Origin of the sequence: Streptomyces sp. NBC_00299 (genome assembly GCF_036173045.1) — a bacterium.
Taxonomy (GTDB): Bacteria; Actinomycetota; Actinomycetes; order Streptomycetales; family Streptomycetaceae; genus Streptomyces; species Streptomyces machairae.
Map to the genome: position 1 here is coordinate 5,256,826 of NZ_CP108039.1, position 20,810 is coordinate 5,277,635.

The 20,810-nt window shown below is 72.2% G+C and carries 20 protein-coding genes and 1 pseudogene; 8 read left to right on the forward strand and 13 right to left on the reverse strand.

What is annotated here, in order from left to right; all coding sequences use genetic code 11:
• Positions 1-6: 6 nt before the first annotated feature.
• The 4 genes from OHT51_RS23380 to OHT51_RS23395 form a co-directional block, all read right to left on the reverse strand.
• Positions 7-480: a carboxymuconolactone decarboxylase family protein gene (locus OHT51_RS23380; RefSeq protein WP_328880863.1), complete on the reverse strand. Its 474-nt coding sequence runs from the start codon at positions 478-480 to the stop codon at positions 7-9.
• A gap of 93 nt (positions 481-573) precedes the next feature.
• Positions 574-1,005: a PPOX class F420-dependent oxidoreductase gene (locus OHT51_RS23385; protein WP_328880864.1), complete on the reverse strand. Its 432-nt coding sequence runs from the start codon at positions 1,003-1,005 to the stop codon at positions 574-576.
• Positions 1,006-1,131: 126 nt separating this feature from the next.
• The gene (locus tag OHT51_RS23390) at positions 1,132-2,250 is read right to left on the reverse strand and encodes a GNAT family N-acetyltransferase (RefSeq protein WP_328880865.1); all 1,119 of its coding nucleotides are present in this window, start codon (positions 2,248-2,250) and stop codon (positions 1,132-1,134) included.
• 27 nt (positions 2,251-2,277) lie between these two features.
• Positions 2,278-2,940 carry an HD domain-containing protein gene (locus OHT51_RS23395; RefSeq protein ID WP_328880866.1) on the reverse strand — a complete coding sequence of 221 codons (663 nt, stop codon included), beginning with the start codon at positions 2,938-2,940 and terminating at the stop codon, positions 2,278-2,280.
• Positions 2,941-3,313: 373 nt separating this feature from the next.
• Between OHT51_RS23395 and OHT51_RS23400 the strand changes: the two genes are divergently transcribed.
• Positions 3,314-4,009, forward strand: coding sequence for a copper homeostasis protein CutC (locus tag OHT51_RS23400; protein ID WP_328880867.1), 696 nt, complete (start codon positions 3,314-3,316; stop codon positions 4,007-4,009).
• A 186-nt stretch (positions 4,010-4,195) separates the two neighbouring features.
• On the opposite strand, the gene OHT51_RS23405 is transcribed toward OHT51_RS23400, so the two are convergent.
• The gene (locus tag OHT51_RS23405; RefSeq protein ID WP_328880868.1) at positions 4,196-6,271 is read right to left on the reverse strand and encodes a HelD family protein; all 2,076 of its coding nucleotides are present in this window, start codon (positions 6,269-6,271) and stop codon (positions 4,196-4,198) included.
• Positions 6,272-6,537: 266 nt separating this feature from the next.
• Here OHT51_RS23405 and OHT51_RS23410 point away from each other — a divergent pair, with 266 nt between their 5' ends.
• Both OHT51_RS23410 and OHT51_RS23415 read left to right on the forward strand, forming a co-directional pair.
• On the forward strand, positions 6,538-6,717 hold the full coding sequence (locus OHT51_RS23410; protein WP_328880869.1) for a hypothetical protein: 180 nt from the start codon (positions 6,538-6,540) through the stop codon (positions 6,715-6,717).
• A gap of 109 nt (positions 6,718-6,826) precedes the next feature.
• Positions 6,827-7,846 (forward strand): annotated as a pseudogene (locus tag OHT51_RS23415) (glycosyltransferase 87 family protein); the annotation flags it as partial.
• On the opposite strand, the gene OHT51_RS23420 reads toward OHT51_RS23415, so the two are convergent.
• A complete protein-coding gene (locus OHT51_RS23420; protein ID WP_328880870.1) occupies positions 7,834-9,477 on the reverse strand; it encodes a DNA repair helicase XPB in 1,644 nt (547 codons plus the stop codon). The pseudogene OHT51_RS23415 and the gene OHT51_RS23420 overlap by 13 nt on opposite strands.
• 320 nt (positions 9,478-9,797) lie before the next feature.
• Here OHT51_RS23420 and istB point away from each other — a divergent pair, with 320 nt between their 5' ends.
• Positions 9,798-11,015 carry an IS21-like element helper ATPase IstB gene (istB, locus tag OHT51_RS23425; protein WP_328880871.1) on the forward strand — a complete coding sequence of 406 codons (1,218 nt, stop codon included), beginning with the start codon at positions 9,798-9,800 and terminating at the stop codon, positions 11,013-11,015.
• On the opposite strand, the gene OHT51_RS23430 is transcribed toward istB, so the two are convergent.
• The 3 genes from OHT51_RS23430 to OHT51_RS23440 form a co-directional block, all read right to left on the reverse strand.
• On the reverse strand, positions 10,993-11,208 hold the full coding sequence (locus tag OHT51_RS23430) for a hypothetical protein (protein ID WP_328880872.1): 216 nt from the start codon (positions 11,206-11,208) through the stop codon (positions 10,993-10,995). The genes istB and OHT51_RS23430 overlap by 23 nt on opposite strands.
• Before the next feature lie 95 nt (positions 11,209-11,303).
• Positions 11,304-11,432: a hypothetical protein gene (locus OHT51_RS23435; RefSeq protein WP_328426903.1), complete on the reverse strand. Its 129-nt coding sequence runs from the start codon at positions 11,430-11,432 to the stop codon at positions 11,304-11,306.
• A 177-nt stretch (positions 11,433-11,609) separates the two neighbouring features.
• Entirely contained in the window at positions 11,610-14,147 is a 2,538-nt protein-coding gene (locus OHT51_RS23440; protein WP_328880873.1) for a helicase C-terminal domain-containing protein, read from the reverse strand.
• A gap of 210 nt (positions 14,148-14,357) precedes the next feature.
• Between OHT51_RS23440 and OHT51_RS23445 the strand changes: the two genes are divergently transcribed.
• From OHT51_RS23445 to OHT51_RS23455, 3 genes are all read left to right on the forward strand, one after another.
• A complete protein-coding gene (locus tag OHT51_RS23445) occupies positions 14,358-15,968 on the forward strand; it encodes a substrate-binding domain-containing protein (RefSeq protein WP_328880874.1) in 1,611 nt (536 codons plus the stop codon).
• Positions 15,969-16,043: 75 nt separating this feature from the next.
• Positions 16,044-17,069: a hypothetical protein gene (locus OHT51_RS23450; RefSeq protein WP_328880875.1), complete on the forward strand. Its 1,026-nt coding sequence runs from the start codon at positions 16,044-16,046 to the stop codon at positions 17,067-17,069.
• Positions 17,070-17,161: 92 nt separating this feature from the next.
• Positions 17,162-17,806 (forward strand): HAD family hydrolase, encoded by a 645-nt coding sequence (locus OHT51_RS23455; protein WP_328880876.1) that lies wholly within the window; start codon positions 17,162-17,164, stop codon positions 17,804-17,806.
• Here the strand turns inward: OHT51_RS23455 and OHT51_RS23460 are convergent.
• On the reverse strand, positions 17,782-18,033 hold the full coding sequence (locus OHT51_RS23460) for a hypothetical protein (RefSeq protein WP_328880877.1): 252 nt from the start codon (positions 18,031-18,033) through the stop codon (positions 17,782-17,784). The two genes, OHT51_RS23455 and OHT51_RS23460, sit on opposite strands and share 25 nt — an antisense overlap.
• Before the next feature lie 165 nt (positions 18,034-18,198).
• Here OHT51_RS23460 and OHT51_RS23465 point away from each other — a divergent pair, with 165 nt between their 5' ends.
• Entirely contained in the window at positions 18,199-18,582 is a 384-nt protein-coding gene (locus OHT51_RS23465) for a cold-shock protein (RefSeq protein WP_328426909.1), read from the forward strand.
• Between the two features lie 118 nt (positions 18,583-18,700).
• Here OHT51_RS23465 and OHT51_RS23470 read toward each other — a convergent pair whose 3' ends face one another.
• The 3 genes from OHT51_RS23470 to OHT51_RS23480 are packed head-to-tail and all read right to left on the reverse strand — an operon-like array spanning position 18,701 to position 20,767.
• Positions 18,701-19,561 carry a 1,4-dihydroxy-6-naphthoate synthase gene (locus OHT51_RS23470; RefSeq protein WP_328880878.1) on the reverse strand — a complete coding sequence of 287 codons (861 nt, stop codon included), beginning with the start codon at positions 19,559-19,561 and terminating at the stop codon, positions 18,701-18,703.
• Entirely contained in the window at positions 19,551-20,279 is a 729-nt protein-coding gene (locus OHT51_RS23475) for a futalosine hydrolase (RefSeq protein WP_328884410.1), read from the reverse strand. Before OHT51_RS23475 ends, OHT51_RS23470 begins: the two co-directional genes overlap by 11 nt.
• Positions 20,280-20,293: 14 nt before the next feature.
• Positions 20,294-20,767 carry a DUF2771 domain-containing protein gene (locus OHT51_RS23480; protein WP_328880879.1) on the reverse strand — a complete coding sequence of 158 codons (474 nt, stop codon included), beginning with the start codon at positions 20,765-20,767 and terminating at the stop codon, positions 20,294-20,296.
• Between the last annotated feature and the right edge of the window lie 43 nt (positions 20,768-20,810).

Consider the following 20,810-nt stretch of genomic DNA (forward strand, 5'->3'; position numbering starts at 1 on the left):
TCCCGGCTAGGCGAACTGGCCGGGCTGGTAGTCGCCGGCCGGCTGCTGGATGAGGACGTTCATCCGGTTGAAGGCGTTGATGAGGCCGATCAGGAACACCAGGGAGGCGAGCTGCTCCTCGTCGTAGTGCTTGGCGGCGTTCTCCCAGACCTCGTCCGACACCCCGCCGGCCGCGTCGGCGATGCGCGTGCCTTCCTCCGCCAGCTCAAGGGCGGCGCGCTCGGCCTCGGTGAAGCAGGTGGCCTCGCGCCAGGCCGCGACCATATTGAGGCGCAGCCAGTCCTCTCCCGCGGCGACGGCGTCCTTGCTGTGCATGTCGGTGCAGAAGCCGCAGCCGTTGATCTGGCTGGCGCGGAGCGTCACCAGGTGCTGGGTGGTGACGGGCAGAGTCGAGTCGTGCACCACCTTGCTGGCCGAGGTGATGTGCTTGATGACCTTGCCGGCGCTGGGGATTGCGAAGATGTTCAGTCGGGCGCTCATGGCCAACTCCCTTGCCGTTCGTCGGTGGTTACACAGCTATGACGGACCGGCTCGGCGCGATGTGACATGAGTGGATGTGACCTGAGTCACGGCCTACGGGTGCGGGGTGGAGTGCTCGGCTCGACGCATGGGGTACCAGGACTCCCCGGCGGGCCGGGGCGGGTCCGACAGGTTCCAGCTCCATGAGAGCGTCGGCGTGATGCGCAGGTAGTGGCCCGGTCCCACCATGCCGACCCGCTCCACGGGGCCGTCCGCGACGCCGTACACCCGGATGCCGCGGGCGATGAACGGCTCGACGGAGACCATGTCGTCCACGACGAACGCCACCTTCTCGCGGCCACGGGCGACATTGCGGAACTTGCGCGTGCCGAGAACCTCCTCGCGGGGTCCGCCCACCCAGAAGTGGGTGCCGTCGAACTCCAGGGCCACCGGGACCACGTCGGGCTGCTCGTCCGCGCAGAGGCTGGCCAGCCGGGCGAGCGGGTTCGTGGTGAGGTAGGCGATCTCCTCGGCGGTGAACGACATGGCGGCTCCCTGCGACGGTGCGGGTCGGCTCCGCCCCAGGCTAGGGCCTGTCGTTTGGATCAGGTCGGCTGGAAGGTACTGCGCGTGCCAGACCCCGCGGCGCCGGCATGATCCAAACGACAGGCCCTAGGGCGCCCCGGGATGCCCGCGGCGGACGTAGAGCCGCAGGGAGTCGTCCATGTCGTGCTGCTCCCGTGCCGCCCGCTCCTCCTCGACGCTTGTGCGCACGTATCCGGCGCGGGCGACGACGCGCTGTGACGGGGCGTTCTCGGCGTCGATCGCCGCGCAGAGGAGGCGTACGTCGTCCCGGGCCAGGGCCCACTCCGACAGCGCGCTCAGCGCCTCGCTCGCGTAGCCGCGTCCGCGGACGCCCTCCACGAGGTCGTAGCCGACCTCCGCCGTGCCCTCCTCGTCGGGGACGCCGTGAAAGCCGATGCCGCCGACCGCGAGGTCGTCCTCCCGCCGTACGAGGACGAACAGGCCGAACTCGGGGCGGTGCACCCCTTCCTCGTACGCCTTCGAGATCATCCCGGCAGCTTCCCGCGTCCCCTCGAAGGGGCCGCCCACGACCCACGTGAACCCGCCGTCGCCGCCCGCGCTCAGGTCGGCGGCGGACGCGGGGGTGACGCCCTGGAGGGTGAGGCGGTCGGTGGCCAGGACGAGGTTGTTGCGCCAGCGCCACTCGGTGACCGGGGCGCGGCCGGGCAGGTCGCCGCGGCCGGTGGCCCAGAGCAGGGTGCGCCAGGGGTCGGGGCCGGGCCGGACGTGCGGAAAGATCGTCGTGATGACGAACCCGGCCAGCTCGGCGGGCGGTTCGTACGCCACCCCGAGCCCCTCGGCGATGTCATGCGTGTGCAGCAGCACTTCGGCGACGCCCATCGCGGCGAAGCCCTCGCGGTTCGCGCTGCGGAAGGGGTACGGGTGGAAGGCGCGGACCTCCCGCGGGGCGGTGCGGACGGCTGCGGTGAGGAGGGCGCCGGTCGTCTCGATGACGTGGATCAGCCCTTCGTTGCCGGTGCCCTCGTCGAGGGTGATCTCGAAGGGGACGTAGTCGTCCTGGGCGCGGCCGGCCAGGTTGGCGGCGTACGCGATGAGGTCCTCGGCGATGTGGAACGCCGTGTTGTGGCAACTCCACTCCAGCCGGCCGGCCTTCACCCCGGTCCAGTCCCGGTCCACCGCCGTCCGCAGCAGCGCCACGCTGCTCGCCACGGCTTCCTGTACGCGTTCCCCGCCCATGTCTCGCATGCCGTGCAGGCTACGGCGGCGGCGTCGTCAGAGCGACAGCATTTCCAGCTCGGCGGCGAGGTTGTAGCGGGCGGTTGCCTCCCACTTCTCCTTTCCGTACGGCGTGCTGAACAGGCTTGGCAGGTCCAGGAGTTGGCGCAGGATCGCGGCGCGGCCCTCGCGGAAGGCGTCGTTCGGGACGAAGTGGTACTCCTCGCGGACGGCTGCCGTGTACGCGGCGTACGCGGACGGCGGCGCCGCGAGGATCGCGAGGTCGGCGTCGCACAGGACCTGGCCGTCGGGGTCGTCCGGTGCGGGGTCGTGCGTGACGGTGAGCCGGACCAGACGGGCCACCTCGGCGGTGCGCTCCGCGGGGACGCCGGCTTCCGTGAGGGCGCGTTCGGCGAGGCGGGCCGAGCGCTCCTCGTTCTCCGAGCGGTCGGGGAAGTACACCGCGTCGTGGAACCAGGCGGCGAGCCGCACGACGTCCGGGTCGCCGGCGTGCTCAGCCAACTCGTCTATGCGGTCCAGGACCGCGGTGAGGTGGGTGAGCGTGTGGTAGTGCCGCTGCGGTTCCTGCCAGCGGGTGAGGAGGTTGTCGGCGTAGGGGGTGGGGTCGGGGGTGGTGGCGGGGGAGCGGGTTGCGTCGAGGGCTTGGGCGAAGCGGGTGCGGAGGGTGTTGAGGGCGGCGGGGGTGTGGAGGTCGGCCATGGGGTCATTGTCGCGGGGGTGGCGGGGATTGCCTGGGGGGTGGGGGGTTCGGGGGTGTGGGGGAGGGGGGAGCCGCTGGGTGCCGGGGCGCGGCGCGGGAGGCTCGGGGTGGTGGCGGTCTGTGTCGGGGTGCGGGTGGGTGGGGGCTGGTCGCGCAGTTCCCCGCGCCCCTGAGGGGTTGCGGCTGGCGTGTGTGGGGGGAGGGGCAGGTGGGGCGGCCGGCGCCGGGGGCGGCGTACGAGCTGGCGGGGGCCGAGGCGGGGGAGCTGAACATCTTCGGGTGACCCTGCGCATCCTCGGGCGAGCCTCCACCCCGTACCCTTGGATTGGACTAGACCTGTAGCCGTCGTCGAATGCCGAGGAATGGGGTCCCATGAGCAAGCGTGCAGTCCTGGAGGTGATCGCCCTCGGCGTCGAGGACGCGGTCGCCGCCCAGGCCGGGGGTGCGGACCGGCTCGAACTGGTCACCGACATGGCCGCCGACGGGCTCACCCCGCCGGTCGGGACCTTCGCCGGGATCCGAGCCGCCGTCGATATCGACCTGCGCGTGATGCTGAGGCTGGCGGACGGGTTCGCCGCCGGGGACGTGGCGCGGCTCGTGCGGGTGGCGCAGGAGCTGCGGGACGCCGGGGCGGACGAGTTCGTGCTCGGGTTCCTCGACGCCGACGGCGGGGTGGACCTCGAAGCCGTCGAGCGGGTGGTGAGTGAGCTGGACGGGTGCCGGTGGACCTTCCACCGGGCCATCGACCGGGCCGCCGACCGGGACGCGCTGCGCAAGCAGCTGGACGGCATGCCGGGCCTGGACACCTACCTCACGGCCGGCTCGCCCACCGGCGTCGACGACGGCCTCGCCGTCCTGCTCGCCGAGGCGGCCAGGGTCCGGGAGCCCGGGTACGAGCAGCGGATTCTGGTGGGGGGTGGGCTGCGGCTCGACCATGTGCCGACCCTGCTGACCGCCGGCATCGACGCCTTCCACATCGGCGGCGCGGCCCGTCCGGACGGCTGGGAGGGGCCGGTGTCGGTGGGCGCGGTGGCCGAGTGGCGGGCTGTGCTGGACGGGGTTTCGTAGACGGGGAGCTCTGCCGGGGGTGGGCCGCTGCCCGGGCGCTGACGGGGGTTCGTCGTCGGCGATGGCCCCTGCCACCCCCTCAGGGGCGCGGGGAACGGCGCGACCAGCCCCCACGCACCCGCGGCCCGACGCAAACCGTCACCACCCGCGACCCCCGTCCCCGGCCACCCCCCCCGGAGGGACCCGTCACCCCAACTGCCCCGGCAGCGACCCCCCGTGCACCACCACCAACCCCGACACCGCCCGCGTCAGCGCGACATACAACCGCCGCAACCCCGTCCGCTCATCCGGCTCCCCGTCCACCACAGCCTGGGGCTCGTCCAGGACGACGTAGTCGTACTCCAGACCCTTCGCGAGCGACGCGGGCACCAGCGTCAACCGGGTCTGCTCGGTCGTCTCCTCGCCGGGTGCCAGATACGTGATCCCCGCCGCCGCGAGCCCCTCCGCCAGCACCGGAACCCGCGCATCCGCGGCGATCAGCCCGATCGACCCCTCCCGGCGCAGCAACTCCCCGCACGCGGCGATGACTTCCGACGCCTCCGACACCTCACGGACCTCGAAGAACCCCGGGTTCTCACGGATCGACGCCACCGGCGTCAGCCCGGGCGCGATGTGGGGGAGGAGGCGGGAGGCGTAGGCGATGACGTCCGTCGGGACGCGGAAACCGGCCGTCAGCTCCTCGATGACCCCCTCCGACTTGCCGAGGTGGGCCAACGCCTCGTCCCAGCTCCGGGTCGCCCAGGGGGTCGTACCCTGCGCCAGATCCCCCAGCACCGTCGCCGAACCGGTCGTGCAACGCCGGCCCACCGCCCGGTACTGCATCGGCGAGAGATCCTGCGCCTCGTCGAGCACGACATGTCCGAGGGACGACGTACGCGCCACGATGTCGTTCGCCTCGTCGATCAGCACCGCGTCCGCCGCGGACCACTTGGCGGCCTTCACCGACCGCGCCGGCTTCGCCCACAGGATCGTCTTCTGCTCGTCCGCGTCGAGGACCCCGGCCGCGTGCTCGGCCAGGAAGTCCGCGTCGGCGAGCAGCCGCAGCACCAGCTTCGCCGGATCGACCGGCGGCCAGATCGCCTTGACGGCGGCCTTCACCGCGCTGTTGCGGGCCACCGCGTCCTGCACCCGGTCGTCCGGCGCCTCCCCCGACCGCTCCATCTGCACCAGCACGGCGTGCGCGATGCGCTGCGGGAGGGCCTCGCGGGCGGCGCCGTAGCGGATGTCACGGGCGAGCAACTCACGGACAATCTCTTCGAGTTCGTACGCCGGCACGCGCCAGCGACGGGATCCTCGTACGACGACCACCGGCTCCGCCGGCATGGTGACGTGCGCGTACACCGCGCGCCGCAGCACCTCCGCCATCCTCGCGTCGCCCTTGATGACGGCCGCCGCCGCGTCGTCCGCCCCGCGCACCTCGACGTGCGCCACGAGGTCGTCCACCGTCGCCTGCCGGACGCTCAACTCGCCCAGCGCCGGGAGGACTTGCTCGATGTAGTGCAGAAAGGACCTGTTCGGCCCGATGACGAGCGTGCCGGTGCGGGCGAGCCGCTCACGGTGGGCGTAGAGCAGATAGGCCACCCGGTGCAGGCCCACCGCCGTCTTCCCCGTGCCCGGACCGCCCTGCACGCACACCGTGCCGCCGAGCCCGGACCGTACGATCTCGTCCTGCTCCGGCTGGATCGTCGCCACGATGTCCCGCATCGGGCCCACGCGCGGGCGCTCGATCTCCTGCTGGAGCAGCTTGCTGGTGCGGGCGGCCTCCGCCGGGTCGGAGAGGTGCTCGTCCTCGTACGCCGTGAGGTCCCCGCCCGTGTAGCCGAAGCGGCGGCGCAGCGCGATGTCCATCGGGTCCTTCTTGGACGCCCGGTAGAACGGCTGGGACACCGGTGCCCGCCAGTCGATGACCATCGGGTCGCCCTGGGCGTCGTGCACATGCCGGCGCCCGATGTGCAGTGTCTGATAAGCGTCCTCCGGCCGCGGGCGCTCGCCCTCCGCGCCCTCGGCCTCCTCGGCGCCGGGGGCGTGCAGGTAGTCGAGCCGGCCGAAGAACAGCGGGGTGTCGCTGAGGTCGGCCAGGGCCTTGATGCGGTCGTCGATCTGGCGGGCGAGGACCTCGGCGTTGACCCAGTTCGCGGTGACGTCGCTGATGTCGAGGGACTCGACGTCCTCGCGCATGGCACGCAGGGCGGAACGGGACACGGCCAGGTGGGAGCGCTCTCGCGAGAGCGGGTCGAGTGGGTCGTCGGCGCGCGTGGACAAGGGGGTGCCTCCGGAGGGACCTACAGGTAGGTGATCGAGAGAGCCGACCGGTTTCCGTCCGGGCGGCGGCACTCCGCGGGGGAGGCGGGCAAGAGCGGAGATTTTAGGCGAAGGGGAAAGGCGATCGCCAACGAATATTCCGCCCCCTAGGGGACGCCGCCTCCTCCCTGGGGGGAGGGCCTCCGCCCGGAGGTGTACGGCGGCAGTACGCCGCTTCGGTCCGCAGGCCGATGCCGTCTTTATGTCTGCGAATCCATCATGGAGACATGAGCGCAGCAACCATCCATCCAGCACCCGTGGGCCCCCGCGGAGCCACAGCGCTTCAGGGGCACCACCGTCATCGCCTCGGTGAAGCCCTGCGTGCCGTCAAGGTGTTCGCAGGTGCGGCCTTCGATGTGATCGTCCTCGGTGAGTACGGCGAGGAGGCGGGCGTCCGCCGCAAGTGACGCCTAGGGTCACTGAGTGACCCGCCGATCACGTTCCGCAACTCCCTACTGCCTTCTGGCGGTTTCCCTCCTCGCTCTCACGGCACTCTGCACCCACCAGCCCCTCCCGATGGCCGACGCGCTGGTCTACCGGGCGGAAGGCGAAGCCGTCCTCCGCGGCGAGGATCTCTACGGCTTCACCGTCACGCAGTGGCAGCTCCCCGCCACCTATCCGCCCTTCGCGGCGCTCCTCTTCGTCCCGGCGGCGCTGATTCCCCTCGCCGCCCTCAAGGCGACCTTCCTGGCGGGCAACGCGCTCATGCTCGCCGTACTGGTCCACCTCTCCGCCCGGCTGGCGGGCGGACCCGCGAAGCTCCGCCTGCCCGCCCTCTGCGCCGGCACCGCAGCGGCCCTCTGGCTGGAGCCGGTCCTCCAGACGATCCTCTTCGGCCAGATCAACCTCGCCCTGGTCTGCCTGGTGCTGTGGGACCTCACCCGTCCGTCGGGCGCCCGCTGGAAGGGCGCCGCGGTCGGCATCGCCGCCGGCATCAAGCTGACTCCGGCGGTCTTCATCGCGTACCTGCTGCTGCGCGGGCGGCGCCGGGAGGCCGGCACGGCCGCGGCGGCCCTCGCGGGGACGGTCGCGCTCGGCGCCCTCGCCCTGCCCTCCGCGAGCCTCGACTACTGGACCCGCCGCCTCTACGAGACGGACCGCGTGGGCAAGGTCTGGATCGTCGACAACCAGTCCCTGCAGGGGATGGTCGCCCGGGCCCTGGGTGATCCGGCGCCGGGCCCCGTCTGGGCGCTCCCGGCCGCCGCGGTCGCGGTCACCGGCCTGTGGCTGGCGGCGCGGGCCGCCGAGGAGAGCCACGCGATCCTCCTGACGGCCTTCACCGCCCTGCTCGTCTCGCCGATCAGCTGGTCCCACCACTGGGTGTGGTGCGTCCCGCTAACCGCCGTACTGCTGACGGAGGGCCGCCCCCGCCTCGCGGCGGCAACGGCCCTCCTCTTCACGGCCCGCACGATGTGGCTGCTCCCCCACGAGGGCGCCCGGGACCTCCGACTGCCCTGGTGGCAGCAGCCATGGGCGTCGCCGTACGCGCTCTGCGCCCTGCTCGGCCTAGCCCTCCTGCTCGGCTACCCCTCCGCCAGGATCTCGTCCGCGTCCACGATCCGGTACGCGTACCCCTGCTCCGCCAGGAAGCGCTGGCGGTGGGCGGCGAAGTCCTGGTCGATGGTGTCGCGGGCGACGACCGAGTAGAAGTGGGCCTGGTGGCCGTCGGCCTTCGGGCGCAGGACACGGCCGAGGCGCTGGGCCTCCTCCTGGCGGGACCCGAAGGTGCCCGAGACCTGGATGGCGACCGTGGCCTCCGGCAGGTCGATGGAGAAGTTCGCGACCTTGGAGACGACGAGGACGCTGATCTCGCCCTCCCGGAAGGCGTCGAAGAGCTTCTCGCGCTGGGCGTTGGAGGTCTCGCCCTTGATGACCGGGGCGTTCAGATGCTCGCCCAGTTCGTCGAGCTGGTCGATGTACTGGCCGATGACCAGGATCTGCTGCCCCGCGAACCGGCGGACGATGGCCTCCGTGACCTTCCGCTTGGTGTCGGTCGTCGCGCAGAAGCGGTACTTCTCCTCCTGCTCGGCGGTGGCGTACGCGAGCCGCTCGGCGTCGGTGAGGTTGACGCGGACCTCGACGCAGTCGGCGGGCGCGATGTAGCCCTGCGCCTCGATCTCCTTCCAGGGCGCGTCGAACCGCTTCGGGCCGATCAGGGAGAAGACGTCCGACTCGCGGCCGTCCTCACGCACCAGGGTCGCGGTCAGGCCCAGGCGGCGGCGGGCCTGGAGGTCCGCGGTGAACTTGAAGACCGGCGCCGGCAGCAGGTGGACCTCGTCGTAGAGGATCAGGCCCCAGTCCCGGGAGTCGAAGAGCTCCAGGTGCGGATAGACACCCTTCCGCTTCGTCGTCAGCACCTGGTACGTGGCGATGGTGACCGGGCGGATCTCCTTCTTCGTACCGCTGTACTCGCCGATCTCCTCCTCGGTGAGCGACGTCCGCTTCACCAGCTCGTGCTTCCACTGGCGGGCCGAGACGGTGTTCGTGACGAGGATGAGGGTCGTCGACTTCGCCTGGGCCATCGAACCGGCGCCGACGAGGGTCTTGCCGGCGCCGCACGGCAGCACCACGACCCCGCTGCCGCCGTGCCAGAAGTTCTCCACGGCCTGCTTCTGGTAGGGCCTGAGCGCCCACCCGTCCTCGTTCAGCTCGATCGGGTGGGCCTCGCCGTCGACGTACCCGGCGAGGTCCTCGGCCGGCCAGCCCAGCTTCAGCAGCGTCTGCTTGATCTGGCCGCGCTCGGAAGGGTGCACGGCGACGGTGTCCGGGTCGATGCGGGCACCGACGAGCGGCGCGACCCGCTTCGAGCGCAGCACCTCCTCCAGGACCGGGCGGTCGGTGGTGGTGAGGACGAGGCCGTGCGTCGGGTGCTTGGAGAGCGTCAGACGGCCGTAGCGGTCCATCGTGTCGGCGATGTCGACGAGCAGCGCGTGCGGCACGGGGTAGCGGCTGTACGTGACCAGTGCGTCCACGACCTGCTCGGCGTCGTGTCCGGCCGCGCGGGCGTTCCACAGGCCGAGCGGTGTCACCCGGTAGGTGTGGATGTGCTCGGGAGCCCGCTCCAGCTCCGCGAACGGGGCGATCGCCCGACGGCACTCATCGGCCCGCTCATGATCGACTTCCAGGAGCAGGGTCTTGTCCGACTGGACGATCAGTGGTCCGTTCACGTGCGTACGTCCTTCCGCTCGGCCACTCGACCAAACGTCCAGTGTGCCTCATACGCGGACGATCACATCCGGCTCAGCGGAGCTCACTCCTCTCCCCCCGATCCCATGATCCCCGTTTCCGGCCCGCTGAAAGCTTGGCCCGGCAGTGATCATCTTTGCTGACATGGGGGATCATGAGGCGAAGGCCTGGCAGGCCCTGGGGCGGTCTCGCGCAGGCCGCCCTCGCTCGTACTCCCTGAGCCGCTCCCCGAGTCCTACAGGATGTCTTTTCATCCCTGCGGGTGGTGCCGGTTTCACCTGTACGGCGGTGTCTGCGAAGAATGCCGACCGTGCAGCCCTACTCGCGTGATCCGTCCCCGCCGACCACCACTCTCGGGTACGCCCTGTTCGCCACCCGCTGGCTGCAGGCCCCCCTCTACTTCGGCCTCGTGGCCGCCCAGGGGGTGTACGTCTACAAGTTCTTCAACGAGCTGTGGGCCTTAATCCTCCGCTGCGTGACCGGGCAGGCGACCGAGAACTACGTCATGCTCGCCGTGCTCAAGCTCGTCGACGTCGTGATGATCGCCAATCTGCTGATCATGGTGATCGTCGGCGGCTACGAGACGTTCGTCTCCCGCATCGGCCTCCAGGGCCACCGCGACCAGCCTGAGTGGCTCTCGCACGTCAACTCCAACGTGCTGAAGGTGAAGCTCGCCACCGCCATCGTGGGTATCTCCTCCGTCCATCTGCTCCAGATGTTCGTGGACGTCCACCACACCTCCCGCCACGCACTGCTGTGGGGCACGGTGATCCACATGGCGTTCATCGCCTCGGCGGGGATCCTGGCGTACATGTCGGGGCCGATGGCCGCGCAGAGTGAGCGGGCCGCTCAGCACGCCCATCAGGCGCACGTCCCCGAGGAACCCGCCCCGCAGGTCTTCGTCCCGGCGCAGGCCACGGCACGTGACGACGAGCCCAGCGCCGAGGAGCGGGTGCGCGCCGCCGGTTTCCCCGCGCGCAAGCTGCTGGAGGAGTTCGACTCCGAGCACCCGCACTCCTTCGACCGGGAGGCCGTGGCCCGGCTCGGCAAGCTGGACTTCGTCGCCGCCCGCCGCAACGTGGTCTTCGTCGGACCGCCCGGCACCGGCAAGACGCATCTGGCCGTCGGCCTCGGCGTGCGGGCCTGCCAGGCCGGCCACTCGGTGCGGTTCGCGACCGCTGCTCAGTGGGCGGCCCGGCTGGCAGGTGCACGGGACGCGGGCCGGCTCGCCGAGGAGCTGACCGCGCTCGACGAGCACGCCGTGCTGATCGTCGACGAGGTCGGCTACACCCCCTTCGAGGCGGGGACCGCGCCGCTCTTCTTCCAGCTGGTCGCGCACCGCTACGAACGTGCCTCGCTGATCGTGACCAGCGACCGGCCGCTCGGCCGCTGGGACGAGATCTTCGGCGGCCCCTCCGCGCTCGCGATGGTGGACCGGCTGGCCCACCACGCCGAGCTGGTACGGATCGACGGCGACAGCTATCGGCTGCGCCGCCCTACCGCAGCGTGGGCAGACTGACGTTGTTGATCAGCGGCCCCTCGACGGTGAGGCCCTCGGTGATCAGGGACTCGCCGGCGGGGGCAGGCAGGGGCAGGGGAAGTGCGGAGGCGGCGGCCGCGGCATCGGGGGCGAGAACGGTGACCATGGCGCTCGCGGAGATGAGAGCGGCGACGGCTGCGGAACGGGCGCGCGCGGGGCGCTTGGCAGGCATGGGGGCGTCAGGGCCTTTCACAGACGAGGGCGGGGCGACCTGCGGGCGGGCCGGCCCTGGCGCCGGACCGGCCCGATGGCTGCGCTGCGGTCGCGTCAGACCTGCGGCGTCTCGATGACCAGCCCGGCCACGTCGACGCCGATCGCCGCGGCCTGAGTGGTGAAACCACCGATCATCAGGGCTGCGGCGGCCAGGACGGTGGCAAGGCGACGAGCTGTGCGCATGGGACAACTACCTCTCTGTTGCGCTCACTTGAGCGTGATCAGGACACGAGGTGGCTGCCCTGCGCCACGCGGCGCGATGCGGACACGCCCGGAAGGTCCCTCAAGAGTTGGAAAAACCCGGCGTGGCGTACATGAAAAGCCGCGTACACCCGAACGAGTGAGCCGTCGGGCCGGGATTCAGGTCTGGTCGTCCGCGAGCTCGGCGACGCCGGTGATCCGGTGCAGCGGATACGTCCGCACCTCGTCCGCGGTGTGGTCGTACGCCGTCACGAACCCGCCCTCGACCCGCACCGGCGCGATCACCCGCTGAGTCGCGGAGCCCTCGGCGTTGACGTACCCGATCCACAGCGCCTCGCCGGTCAGGACGGCGGCCTGCATGGTGGCGAGGGTCTCGGCGGAGGTGGTGCGGGGCAGCTCACCGCCGTTCACCGCGGCGGAGTTGCCGGGGGCGGCGGGCTTGCGGGGTGTCGTGGAGGCGAGGTCGCCCGCCCGGATGGCGCGGATCGCGGCCGTCAGCAGGGTGGCGTCCGGCGTCGGCGGGCCGTCCGGGACCGGCTCGGGCGCCGTGCGCGGCGGGGTGCGGTGGGCGTCCGCGCGGGTGATCAGGACGTCACCTTCGGCCGACTCGGCGGCCGGCGCGAAGCCCATCGCGCGCAGGCCCTCCAGCAGCGCGGCCGGGTCCGCCTGGGCGGCCAGCACCGTCGGCGCCAGGCGGCGCAGGCGCAGGCCCGCGGACCGCTTGTCGGCGAGGATCTCGTTCAGCACGGCGTCGTCGTCGCAGCGGACGTACGCCGACGCGGCGCCCACCCGCAGATGCCCGTGCCTGCGGGCCACGTCGTCGATCAGGTACGCGAGCGGCTGCGGCACCGGCGTGCGCGCATGTTCGGCGAGGAAGGCGTGCAGGTCGGAGGCGCTGCGCCCGGCGTCCAGCGCGCGCCGCACCGACCCGGGCGTGAACCGGTACACCGTCGCGCCGCCCTTGGACTCCACGTCCGCGAGCACGTCCAGCATGGCCGCGAGCGGGCGTTTCAGCGGTCCGGGCGCCACGGCCGTCAGGTCGGCCTGGAGGAGGACGTGGTCGAGCGGCTCGGGGAGGAGCGGGGCGAGGAGCCGGGCGGCGGTGGCGGCGGCGGTGGCCTGCTCGGCGGGGGAGAGGGGCTCGGGGGGCGGGGCCGGGCGGTGATGCACGGGGAGCTTGTCGCCGGGACCGGTCGGTTCCTCGGCCACGGGCTCCGGCAGCGGCATCCCCAGCAGCGCACGCCCGTGCGCCGACAGCGCCCCGCGCCCCGTGACCCCCAGCATCTCCGCCTCGCCGAGCGTCCACTGGGCGAGGCGCCCGCGCAGGTCGTCGTCCCGCTGGGGTCCGCGCAGCGGCCGTTCCCAGCGCAGCCGGGCCAGTACCGACTCGGCGGACGGCGACGCGCCCTCCGGCAGTCCCGCGAGGAGGGTCAGCACCCGGTGGCGCACCTCGGGCGCGGCCGAGCGGTCCAGGCCCGGGCCCAGCGCCGACAACGTACGGTCCTTCGCGTCCCGCCCGCCGATCACCCCCGACGTGCGCGTCGCCGTCAGCCATGTCTGCGCCAGCAGTGCCCAGCGCTGCGCGGCGGGCTGCTCCAGCCACTCGTCGTAGGCCGGGGTCGCCGCGTACCGCTCGTCGGCCTCGCCGTCGGAGGCCAGCAGTCCGGCGGCGTAGGCGAGCTCGATCCAGAAGGCGGCCAGGGGCTCGGAGACGTCGAGGGCGACGGCGGTGCGCTTGAGGTCGCGCACGCTCAGGCCGCCCGCCCGCAGCACCGTCGGACCGCCCTCGTCCCAGTCCTTCAGCAGCTCCTCGACGGTCGCCAGCGCCGTGTACGCCTGTCCGGCCGCGGTCGCGTCCACAACCTGTGGACGGTGCGTCGCGCTCGCCTCGACCGGCGGGGGCAGCGGCTCGGTGGTGCGGTGCGCACGGCCGGCGCGCAGATGCAGGGCCACCTCGCGGGGGAGTACGACCGTGCCCGGTGCCGTCGGGAGCAGGAGGCCGCGGTCCAGGAGCCACCGTAGGCGGGGCGCGGGGTCGGCCGTGACCTGGCCGTACGGCGGCCCCCACACGAGCCGGGACAGGACCTCCCGGGACTCCCCGGGTGCGCCCGCGAGCAGGGCCGCCATGCGCCGCCGGTCGCCGAACAGGGCGGTGAGCGACGACACCGCGGACACGGCGTCGTGGGTCGAGGGCAGCCCGGCCGTCGTGACGATCTCCTGGATGCGCCCCGGCGACATGCCCGCGGTGGCTTCCTGCACGGTCGGGCCGAGTCCGGTGGGGGACGGGTGCTGCGGCGAGGGCGCCAGCAGCTCACGTGCCGTGCGGACGAGCCGCAGCCGGTCGTCGGCGCCCCACACGAGGGCCTGGTCGCGCAGGGTCGCGAGGGCGTGCGGCAGCGCCCCGGCGACCGCCGGATCGCCCTCGTCACCGGCCATCAGCGCGAGCAGCTCGTCGTACGTCGCCGGGTCGCCCGCCACCGCCAGCGCCTCCGCCGTCTGCAGCGTGCACCGGTCCAGCCGCTCCAGCGCGCGCACCACGGAGGCCCGGGTGCCGGCGCGGGTCGCCAGCTGCGTGAGGTCGGTGGGGACGGGGGTGATGAGATCGGGCCGGCTGCGCAGCAGCACGGCCAGGGAGGCGTCGTCCCGCACGCGGAGGGCTTCCGCGAGGGAACGGGGCGGTGCAGCCGGGTCGCTCATCCGACCAAATCTAGCGGGTGGCGGCCGGAGCAGGGGGTGTGCGGGCCGCCCGGATCGCCGCCCGGAGGGCGAACGGAACGTTTCGCAAATGGCCTCCGGATGAACATCATCCGGAGGAATCCGGCACCCCTGGCAACACGTCATCCCCACTCGTCACCCTGGGCTCCCGGTCAACTACTTCACGGCTCAATGGAATTGGGGGTTCCAGCGGTGAGCGAGCAGGTCGAGCAGTGGATCGCCATTCTGAGTCTCGGGTTTCCCATCGCGGCCTTCCTGTGGGAGTTCGCCATCGTCGGCCGCAAGCGGCTCGGCTACCGGGTGCAGATGGACACCCTCGCCGCGGACGACACGCAGTCCGAGCACGCCGAGATCCTGGAGCAGTTGCAGCGCGACGGCCACCGGCTGAAGGACCCCTCGTTCGTGCTGCTGCGCATCGAGAACGCCGGGTCCGCCCCCATCGAGGCCAGTGACTACCTGACCGACGAGAACGACCCCAGCGGCATATGGGTCACCTTCCGCCGCCGGCAGGTCGCGGGGCTGGTGGTCACCGAGCTGAGCCAGCGCGAGCTGCGCCGCTTCTTCCGGCGCGGGGCCCCGGGCTTCGGCTTCCGCAACAACCCGGCCAGGCGCGAGGGCGTCATCGAACTGCCGAAGGTCAAGCTGCCCCGGGGCGCCGAGTACAAGGTGCTGGTGATCCTGGAGAGCTGGCAGGGCGACGACAGCGCCGACCCCTTCCCCAAGCCGGACATCGTCGGCGCCGTCGGCGCCGACCGGCGCTGGTTCGACCCGCTGGTGAAGGTGTTCCGGTTCAAGCTGGCCAGGACCGAGAGCCATCTGTTCGCCTCCCGGCCGGCCTGGTTCGCCATCGCGTTCCTGACGGCGGCGGTGGCCCTCCAGGCGTTCTTCACGCTGTTCCTGCGCGAGGAGCGCAGGCCTCCGCTGGACTGCGTCGGCGGCACCCTCCGCCTGCACGGCTCCACCGCCTTCGCGCCCGCCGTGCGGGCCGCCGCCGAGGACTATCTCAAGCGGTGCGACGGGGCGGGCGTGTCGATTCCGCTCGCCGACGACACCTTCAAGGGCAGCACCGACGGTGTGACCGACCTGGACCAGGCCGGCAAGAACGCCAGGATCCAGGTCGGCGACGGCCTCGCCGACCACATCGCGTTCACCGACGGGCTCGCCTCCGACGGCCACCCCCGGCTGGTCCCCAAGCCGGTCGCCTTCTCCGTGTTCACCCTCGTCGTCAACAAGGACGCGGGCGTGGAGAACCTGCGGCTGGCCCAGATCCGCGACCTCTTCGCCGGCCGGGTGACGAACTGGTCCCAGGTCGGCGGCAACGACGTCCCCGTCCACCTGATCAACCGCGACCCCGGCTCCGGCACCCGCAGCACCCTCGTCGCCAAGGTCCTGGACGGCCGGGAACCGCCCCAGTTCACCGTGACGGACTGCGCGGCCCTGAAGTCCGGCCGGTACGGCCGCTGCGAGGTCACCAGCACCGACACCATGCTGAACACCAGTGCCTCGACGCCCGGCGCCATCGGCTACAGCGAGGCCACGGGAGTCGCCGGCTACAAGGCCGCCGACCGGCTCGTCAAGCTGAAGATCGACGGCCGGGAACCCACGGCGGAAGGCGTCGAGGACACCAACTACCCCTACTGGCAGACCGAGTTCGCCTACACCTACGGCGAGGCGCCGGCCGGCTCCGTCGCGGCGGCCTTCCTGAACTTCCTCACCCAGCAGAGCGGCCGCGACATCCTGCACGAACACGGCCACGGCCTGTGCTCCGAGGCGCAGGACGCGGGGGAGTGCCGGCCGGTCTGACCCGCACCGCACACCCTGCGCTGCGCTAACGTCGTCCCCACGGGGCTTCAGCACACCCACCCCGGAGGGGACTTCGTGGGGATCGAGAGCGACCAGGTCGTCTACGAGTATCTGAGCCGCGTCGGTGACGTGGCTCAGCAGCGTCAGCTGCCGTCGGCCACCCGCATGCGCCTGGTGAACGAGTTGCGCGGCGAGATCGACCGGCGCCGCGCCAAGGCTGCCGTCGACAGCCCCGCCGCGGTCCGCCGCATCATCGCCCGCCTGGGCACCCCCGACGAGATCGTCGCGGCCGCCGGGGGCAGCGGCCCCGCACCGCAGGCACCGGCACCGGTCACCTCCGTGCCCGTACAGCCGGCGGGGCGGGACGAGCACGCCGAGGAGGAGCGCCCCAAGGGCCTGCGCCGGCTCGTGCCGCGCCCACGGCCCGCCGAGGCCCCGACGGCCCGCGACGACGCGCCCCCGCCGCCCCACCTCGCGAGCACGGCCGACCTCGGGGGCAGCGCGCTCCAGCCGGACTGGTGGCGGGTGGACAGCAGCCCCTTCGGGCCCGGCGACGACGTCCCAGGCTTCGTAGGCGGCGTCGAGATCCCGGAGATGCTCAGGCGCCCGCCGTCCAAGGAGCAGAAGGAGCAGGAGGAGGCGCGGCTCCGCAAGAAGGCACCCGTCGAGGAGCCCGAGGAGGCCGCCGAGGAGGCCGACGACGCGGACGCCTCCGCCCCCCGTCGCCGCCGCCTCTTCCCGCGGCGCCCGACACTCCCCACCAGCCGCTGGAGCAACCCCCTCCTGCTGCTCTCCGCCGCCCTCCTCGTCGCCGGCGCCGTCCTCGGCAACCTCATCGTCCTGCTGCTCGGGTGGCTCATCGCCTGGGGCTCGCGGCGCCTGAGCGACGCCGAGACCAAGTGGGCGGTCGTGATCCTGCCCGGCCTCGCCCTCACGGCCGGCGTCGCCTGGCTGTGGGGGCGCACCAACGGCCGCTGGGGCGACCCCATCGCCGAGGGCCACATGAACGCCGCCCTCGCGGACACCTGGCCCTGGGTGCTGCGGGGGGCGGCGGTGGCGTCGGCGCTGTTCATCGTCTGGCGGTCACAGCGGGAGAAGTAGGCGACCGCGAGGTAGGCGTCCGCGAGGTGCGGACGCGAGATGGATGCAGGTCACACCCACCTGGTGTCTGCCCCGCCGCCGGCCTGGGCACAATGGCGCATATGGCCTCCTCGACCCCGCCCCCGCTCACCGTCGGCTTCGACCTCGACATGACCCTGATCGACTCCCGCCCCGGCATCCACGCCTGCTACACGGCGCTGGCCGAGCGCACGGGGACGTACATAGACGCCGACCTGGCGATCACACGGCTCGGGCCGCCGCTGGCGGAGGAGTTGGTCAACTGGTTCCCGGCGGAGCAGGTTCCGGCCATCGCCGACCAGTACCGCGCGATGTACCCGACGATCGCGATCGCCGCGACCCCCGCCCTGCCGGGCGCCCGTGAGGCGATCGCCGCCGTACGGGCCGCGGGCGGGCGCGCGATCGTCGTCACCGCCAAGTACGAGCCGAACGCCAAGCTGCACCTGGAGCACCTCGGCATCGAGCCGGACGCGGTGATCGGCAACCTCTGGGCCGAGCAGAAGGCGGTGGCCCTGCGCGAGCACGACGCGGGCGTCTATGTCGGCGACCACGAGGGCGACGTCCGCGCCGCCCGCGCGGCCGACGCCCTGTCCGTCACGGTGGCGACGGGGCCGTTCAGCACGGAACAGCTGGGCGCGCTCGGCGCGGACGTGGTCCTCACGGACCTGACGGAGTTCCCCGGCTGGCTCGCCCGCTACCTCGAAGCGCCCCGCGCCTGACGCCGTCCGGCCGCGACGGACTGCAGTACGCCGACACCGGCGACGAGGAATCCGACGCCCATCAGCATGCTCAGTCCGAACATGTAGGTCGGAAATGGCGTCGTACCGAGCAAAAACGGGGCCACCGTGACCAGAGTGGCCACGGCACCGATGAAGAACACGACCGCACCGGCACGGATCAGTCGGTCGCCGGGAGCCGCGGAATTCGTTTGGGTTTTGTCACGCACCGGACCAGGGTAGTTCCCTGCGCGAAGGAACAACCGGGCGACGTCTTGTCACCGGCTCCGGGAGCATTAGCCTTGGTAGCGGCGGGTCATGGTCGACCCGCTGTAGTGCTATCAAGAGCCGTTTTCAGAAGCAGTTTTCCGACGAGTACGAGGACGAGGACAGACGTGCCTACCGGCAAGGTCAAGTGGTTCAACAGCGAGAAGGGCTTCGGCTTTCTCTCCCGCGACGACGGCGGTGACGTCTTCGTCCATTCCTCGGTCCTCCCCGCCGGAGTCGACGTACTCAAGCCGGGACAGCGAGTCGAGTTCGGGGTGGTCGCCGGTCAGCGCGGTGACCAGGCCCTCTCGGTCACCATCCTCGACCCGACCCCCTCCGTGGCGGCGGCCCAGCGCAAGAAGCCGGACGAACTGGCGTCCATCGTCCAGGATTTGACGACCCTCCTGGAGAACATCACGCCGATGCTGGAGCGGGGCCGCTATCCCGAGAAGACCGCCGGCAAGAAGATCGCCGGCCTCCTCCGCGCGGTGGCGGACCAGCTCGACGTATAGCTCTCGCGGACCCCTGGAATTCCGGGGGGAAATCCAGCACCTCCCGGCCGAGGGGCGACACCAGCCCCTCGGCCGCCGCACGTCCGGGCAGCCCGAGCACGGCCGCGGCGGGTGAGGTTCAGGGGAACGACAGCGCCTCGGGCCCGAGTGCGGGCGTCAGCCCTTCCGCCGCCGCGCGCGTCAGCAGGCCCCGCACGGCCGCGTAGCCGTCGTCACCGAGGTCGGCCGTGAACTCGTTGACGTACAGGCCGATGTGCTGGTCCGCGACGGCCGGGTTCATCTCCTGGGCGTGCTCCATGACGTAGGCCCGGGAGGCTTCCGGATCGTCCCAGGCGGCTCGGACGGAGGTGCGGATCGAGTCGGCCAGGAGGGTCAGCCGCCGCTCGCCCAGGGAGCGCTTGGCGATGATCGCGCCCAGCGGGATGGGCAGCCCCGTGGTGGCCTCCCAGTGCTCGCCCATGTCGGCGAGCTTGTGCAGCCCGTAGTTCTGGTACGTGAAGCGCGCCTCGTGGATGACGAGCCCCGCGTCGACCTTCCCGTCCCGCACGGCGGGCATGATCTCGTGGAACGGCATGACCACGATCTCGCCGACCCCGGAGGGCAGCGTGTCGGCGGCCCACAGGCGGAACAGCAGATACGCCGTCGACTTCTCGCTCGGCACGGCGACCGTACGGCCGCTGAGGTCCACGCCCGGCTCGCGCGTCAGCACCAGCGGTCCGCAGCCCCGGCCCAGCGCGCCGCCGCAGGGCAGCAGGGCGTACTCGTCGAGGACGTACGGCAGCACGGCGTACGACACCTTCAGCACGTCGAACTCGCCGCGCTCGGCCATGCCGTTGGTGATGTCGATGTCCGCGAAGGTGACGTCGAGCGCGGGGGCGCCGGGCACCCGGTCGTGGGCGAGGGCGTCGAAGACGAAGGTGTCGTTCGGGCAGGGCGAGTACGCGATCCGCAGGGGCTGTCGCTGCTGTTCACCGGTCATGTGGTTGCCAACTCTCCAGGACGGGCGTGAGCTTCCCGAAGGCCTCGGTGAGGGCCGTCAGCGCGTCGCCGATGCGCCAGGCGGCGCGGTCGCGCGGGCCGACGGGGTTGGACACCGCGCGCAACTCCAGCACGGGTGTGCCGTGCGCGGCGGCGGCCTCGGCGACGCCGAAGCCCTCCATGGCCTCGGCCAGGGCGGTGGGGTGGCGCTCGCGCAGTCGCGCGGCGCGGACGGCGGTGCCGGTCACCGTGGAGACGGTGAGGACGGCACCGGTGCGGGCGCCGGTGGCGGCCGCCGCTTCCCGTACGAGTGCTTCGGGCGGACGGTGGGTGACGGTGCCGAAGCCCAGCTCGGTGACGGGCAGGAAGCCGTCGGGGGTCTCGGCGCCCAGGTCGGCGGCGGTGATCTCGTCGGCGACGACGAGGGAGCCGACGGGGGCGTGGGGCGCGAAGCCGCCGGCGATGCCGGTGGAGACGACCAGGCCGTACGGTGCGCCGTCGCGGGCGGCCGTGGTGAGGGCCGACGCGGTGGTGGCGGCGGCCCGGGCAGGGCCTACGCCGACGGCGACGAGGTCGATGACCGGCCGGCCGTGACCGGCCGCGTAGGGTGCCGGGCCGGCGGACCCGAGCAGCACCCGCCCCTCGTCCGCGGCTGCCGCGAACGCCCGGGCCACCGCGTCCCTCTCCACGGGGACGGCGGTGGCCACGAGCACGTGCAGCCCAGCGGCAGGGATCAGCTGTCCTTCTTGAGCTTGAAGGACCACAGGCCCGTCACGTCCCGCTCGCCCTCCTTGATGGAGACCAGCGTGGAGTCGCCGCTCGCGCCGTACTGGGCGTTGAAGAACACGCTGCCCGGGACGGTGCGGTACGTCTTCGTGCTGGAATCGGTGAGCGGCTGGCCGTTCATGAGGATCGTCCAGCCCTCGTCCGCGATCTCCGGGTCGACACCGAAGCGCACGGTCTCGTCCGGGTCCACCTTGATGGACTCGATGCCCTTGTCCTTCAGGCAGCCGGCCAGGTGCGCGGTCTTCACGACCTCGCCCTCACCGCCGCAGGTGGCCTGCGAGTGGACGGAGGAGGTGCCTACGGTGACCGTGGCCAGCGGCGTCGGCTTGTCGCAGGCCGACAGGACGAGCAGTCCGGCGGAAACGGCGCCGGCAGCGGCGAGCGCGCGGCGGCGTCGCACTTCGGATTGCAGCGTGGTCATGGGCGAAGGCTATCGGGAGCGTGTGACGCTCTCTCTACGTGGG